At 43.0% G+C, this 3,625-nt stretch carries 1 protein-coding gene and 2 pseudogenes; all 3 read left to right on the top strand.

The features are described 5' to 3' along the window. Positions 1-110: 110 nt before the first annotated feature. A pseudogene (locus F6K57_RS39730) lies at positions 111-686 on the top strand (transposase); the annotation flags it as partial. Positions 687-1,261: 575 nt separating this feature from the next. Next, positions 1,262-3,025 carry a group II intron reverse transcriptase/maturase gene (gene ltrA / locus F6K57_RS39725; RefSeq protein ID WP_293074294.1) on the top strand — a complete coding sequence of 588 codons (1,764 nt, stop codon included), beginning with the start codon at positions 1,262-1,264 and terminating at the stop codon, positions 3,023-3,025. A 227-nt stretch (positions 3,026-3,252) separates the two neighbouring features. After that, positions 3,253-3,625, top strand: a pseudogene (locus tag F6K57_RS39720) (transposase); the annotation flags it as partial.

Below are 3,625 nucleotides of genomic sequence, written 5' to 3'. Positions count from 1 at the left end.
TGGTTAGAAGTTACCGTAAGAATAGTGGAGCCTTATTACAAAAGTTTTAACCCTTTTACCCATAGCCAGTCACCCATAAAGGCTCCACTATTCTAAGGTTTCATCTCCGGTCATCAATTTCTCGCTTCTTTGAGAACTGTAAAAAGAAAGTACCTGGGAAGAAAGGCTATCCCCGTTTTCAAAAGCACTGTAGATTCGGCAAAGCCGACGCTACGCGAACAGTTGAATATAAGCAGTCAGGATGGAAATTATCCCCTGATAAAAAATCAATAACTTTCAGTGATAAAAAGGGGATTGGGAGGCTGAAGCTCAAGGGTACCTGGGACTTGTGGCGCTTGGACAAGAAGCTGATTAAGCGAGTCCGCATTGTCAAAAGAGCAGATGGGTACTATGTTCAGTTTTGCATTTCTGTTGAGGTAAACGAACAGCTAACCCCAAGTCACTCGACAATCGGATTAGACGTAGGACTAAAAGAGTTCTACACCGACTCATTCGGCAACAGTGAACCTAACCCTCGGTTTTATAGAGCTGGGGAGAAGATATTAAAGTTTTATCAACGCCGGGTTTCCCGGAAAAAGAAAGGCAAGGCCGTAGGCCACGCTTCGCGAACATCCAACCGCAAGAAAGCCATCAATAGATTAGGCAGACAGCACCTTAAAATAAGTAGGCAGCGTGAAGAACATGCCAGTGCGATTCGTTGATTAGAAACCGAAATAAATCGGGGGATTAATCACAAGGAAAATACCTTGATAACTTGATTACCATGTTGGTGAAAGACCAACCCTCACGAAATCTGAGTGACAGCCCTACCCCTAACCACTGAGAATTAACAACCTCTAGGTTGAAGCGGGGTCGAACAGCGAAACTCTATAAGCCTAAATATGGAGCTAGTAGCAGGCAACATGCTCATGAGTACCGAAAGGGAAGATACATCTGAACCATCGTAATCTTCAACCAGCGCAATAAGGCTAGAAACGCTGGAAACAAAAGTTCCGGAGGACATAGAATCATAAGGTTTGGCATCTTTATGATGATTTCTCTAAAACTCCCGGTGGATAGTATCACTCTAAAAGCATAAAGAATGGTAATCAGGAACGAAGTAACCACGTAGGTACTCTTAGGAAAGGTCGATTTCCTAAGAAGGTAGTTAGCCCCATGGCCTACGATGGAAAGATAGAGTCAGAAGCAAATGTCACTATGTAATGTAGTGAATACGCTGACGGACTCACGTGTATAGGAAAAGATATGGTTGTAAGTAGTAATGAATATGTCCAAAACTCGGGGGTTCGCTCCACAGTCGGAATGGAATAAAGTGAACTGGCGAAAGTTAGAAATCACAGTATTCAAGTTACAAAAACGAATATATCAAGCCTCGAGCCGTGGGGATGTTCGCGTGGTAAGGCGGATACAAAAGACTCTAATGAAGTCCTGGTCAGCCAAAATGCTCGCCGTCAGAAAAGTATCCCAACAAAATAAAGGCAAAAAGACTGCCGGAATAGATGGTCGAAAAGCCTTAACAGGCAAACAAAGACTAAACTTAGCAGCCAGCCTTAAGGTATACAAACGACCATTACCTACTCGCAGGGTGTGGATAGAAAAACCTGGTCGTAAAGAAAAACGACCTTTGGGAATACCAACCATATACGACAGAGCATTACAGGCACTAACCAAACAGGCACTAGAGCCCGAATGGGAAGCACACTTTGAAGCCAACTCATATGGTTTCAGACCAGGAAGGTCATGTCACGACGCAATCGAAGCAATATTTGACAGTATCTCGAAGAAACCAAAATGGGTTCTTGATGCAGACATATCAAAGTGCTTCGATAAAATCAACCATGATAAGCTACTCTCAAAATTAAATACCTTCCCCACTATGAAGCGATTAATCAAAGGATGGTTAAAAGCGGGAGTAATAGACGAAGGAACACTATCCCCTACGAATGAGGGTACACCACAGGGAGGAATAATATCACCCCTTCTGGCCAATATAGCCCTCCACGGAATGGAAGAGACTATAGAAAAATACGTAGAAAATCTCTCGTTTAAAGAAACTCAAGTAAGAGGAAAGCGAGACAGAAAAAGAAGCGTAAGTCTCATAAGATATGCTGACGATTTCGTCATCATACACAAAACCAAAGAAGTGGTAGAAAAGTGTAGAGAAGTTATAGAAGCATGGTTAACTGACATAGGACTGGAATTAAAACCAAGTAAAACCAGATTGACCCACACCAAAGAAGGATTTGACTTTTTAGGATTTAACATCCGTCAATACCCAGTGGGAAAACATCAAGCTAAACAAGGTTTTAAGACCCTCATTAAACCATCGAAAAAGAAAGTGAAAGAACATAGGGAGCAGCTAGACGGGATAATAGAAAGTCACCTAGCCGCACCTCAGGCTGCTTTAATTAGCAAACTCAAACCCATTATACAAGGTTGGTGCAATTACAACCGAAGCGTTGTCAGCAAAAAGACCTACTCAGGGTTAGATAGCCTACTCTGGAACAAACTTCAAAGATGGGGATACAGGAGACACCCCAATAAGTCAAAAACCTGGGTGAACAAAAAGTATTGGGGAACTAAAACTGAAAAGCCAAAGAACCCCTGGGATGTACCCAAAACAGATAACTGGATTTTCATGACAAAAGAAGGAACACACCTTCCCAAACATGCAAAGACAGAAATCATTAGACACACGAAGGTTAAAGGAAACAGTAGCCCCTACAACGGGGACTTAATATACTGGAGTACCAGAATGAGTAAGCACCCGGAAATGTCAAAACAGAAAGTAAAACTTCTCAAAAGACAAAAAGGGAAATGCACTCACTGTGGACTAACCTTTAGGGACAATGACTTAATGGAAAAACACCACATAATACCACGCGCACAAGGTGGAAACGACCAACTCAATAACCTTGAACTACTCCACCTACATTGCCACGATGCAAAACATGGAACCAAAGTCAAACCCAAGTGTCAAGAATCAAGTAACGACTCCTCTGAACTAGATGATAATCCGTTCTAATGTAGAGGTACCAATGACAATGGTTCCTGTAGCGAGGAGCCGTATGACGGGAAACTGTCACGTACGGTTTTGGAGACGAGTCGGTGGAGGCGACTCCCCGGCTTAGTTTAATAGAGACTGGGAACGAAGTTACCGTAAGATAATGGAGCCTTTTTGGTTTGTAGGTTATGCATAAAAGGGTTAAAACTGTTGTTATAAAGGCTCCATTATCTAAGGTTTCGTCTCCGGCACGTTGCGTAATCCGGTCTAACGACCTGGTCGCCTATGTTCGCGAAGCGTGCCGTAAGGCAAGATTTAAGGGTTAAAAACTTAGTAAAAAATCACTGTCTCGCTAAGTCTATAAATGAGGCAGGTTGGTATCAATTTAGAAAATGGTTAGAACATTTTGGCCAAAAGTTTGGAAGAGTCACTGTTGCAGTGAATCCTGCCTATACAAGCCAAAACTGCTCTGAATGCGGCGAGGTGGTCAAGAAGTCACTATCGACAAGGACTCACGTCTGTAAGTGTGGCTGCAAGCTAGATTCGCCGAAGGCGACGCTACGCGAACGAGACCACAACGCTGCAATCAATATACTAAATCGAGCCTTGGGTACGGTGGGG

This window comes from Moorena sp. SIO4A5, from assembly GCF_010672005.1.
GTDB lineage: Bacteria > Cyanobacteriota > Cyanobacteriia > Cyanobacteriales > Coleofasciculaceae > Moorena.
Note: the sequence above shows the minus strand (reverse complement) of the source record. Positions and strands in the feature narration are given on the sequence as shown.

Coding starts and splice junctions, on each gene's coding strand:
- ltrA (WP_293074294.1), top strand. CDS start 1,262: ATGAATATGTCCAAAACTCGGGGGTTCGCTCCACAGTCGGAATGGAAT.